The following is a 1,188-nucleotide window of genomic DNA, read 5'->3' as shown; positions in this document are numbered from 1 at the left end:
TGTAAATATCCCATTTATAACACAGTCATCTCATAGAATATTTATGCCGCAGTTCGGTACTCAAACGGTGTCATATCATTGAGTGAGTCGTGCGGTCTTTCGTTGTTGTATAGCTCAATCCAGTCTTCGGTTATTTGTTTCACTTCGTTCAGATTGTTGAAGATGTAGCAATCGAGTACATCGTCACGGTAAGTTCGGTTAAACCGCTCAATGTATGCGTTCTGGTAGGGGCAACCAGGCTTGATGTAATCAATCATAACGTCGTGTGCTTTTGCCCAATTTACGAACACTTCTGAAGTGAATTCGCTGCCATTATCAACCCGAATCTTCTCAGGGTAACCGTGCCATTCAGCAAGTTGGTCAAGATAGCGTATGACGCGCAATGACGGCATACTAGTCGCAATATCAATACCTAATACTTCACGATTAAAGTCGTCAATCACGTTAAATGTGCGGAACCTGACTTTGTTGTGCAAGCTGTCACTCATAAAGTCCATTGACCAGGATTTCCCAAGTGCATTTGGTGCAGCTAACGGCTCTGGATTGCGGTTGGGTAATCGCTTCTTACCTTTGCGTCGCAGATTCAGCTTCAGCTCCGTATAAACCCGATAAACACGCTTGTGGTTCCAGCGGTGGCCTAGCTTTCGAAGGCGTTTAAAGCACTTTGGGAAGCCCCAACGATGATGTCTTTCGATTAAAGCATTCAAGGCATCAATAATTTCATCATCATCGGTCAGCTTCGGCTCATAATAGTATGCGGTACGGCTGATGCCGACCACATCACAGCATTTTACAACGCTTGCGTTATGCTGCACCTGTAACTCGCGTGCCCATACTTTCCTTTCTGCCACAGGTGCTAGAGCTTTTTTATGATGTCTTCTTGCATCTGTGATTTGAGGCTCAACTCAGCATACATCTGCTTAAGTCGACGGTTTTCTTCTTCAAGCTCTTTTAGTCGGCGCACATCAGACGCTTCCATACCACCGTATTTTTCGCGCCATTTGTAAAACGTTGAATTACCGATGCCGTACTTACGGCAAATATATTTCACCGGCATACCGGCTTCAGCTTCTTTCAAAATCGCCACGATCTGGCTTTCAGTCATTCGTTTGCTCATCGTAAAACTCCTTTGTTTTAGTTTAAAAGAAATTCTACGAGTGAGCTGTATTATTTTACGGGATAGTTACA

Annotated in this window: 1 protein-coding gene; it reads right to left on the bottom strand. The window is 44.0% G+C overall.

What is annotated here, in order from left to right:
- Nucleotides 1–41 precede the first annotated feature (41 nt).
- Nucleotides 42–1,117, bottom strand: a protein-coding gene (locus DFP83_RS13470; protein ID WP_420843796.1) for an IS3 family transposase whose coding sequence is annotated in 2 segments (ribosomal slippage) — nucleotides 42–868 and nucleotides 868–1,117 — 1,077 coding nt in all. Because the reading frame shifts where the segments join, the coding sequence is not laid out codon by codon here.
- Nucleotides 1,118–1,188 lie beyond the last annotated feature (71 nt).

The organism is Idiomarina fontislapidosi (genome assembly GCF_003226255.1).
Taxonomy (GTDB): domain Bacteria; phylum Pseudomonadota; class Gammaproteobacteria; order Enterobacterales; family Alteromonadaceae; genus Idiomarina; species Idiomarina fontislapidosi.
This window is presented reverse-complemented; position numbering and strand designations above follow the sequence as displayed.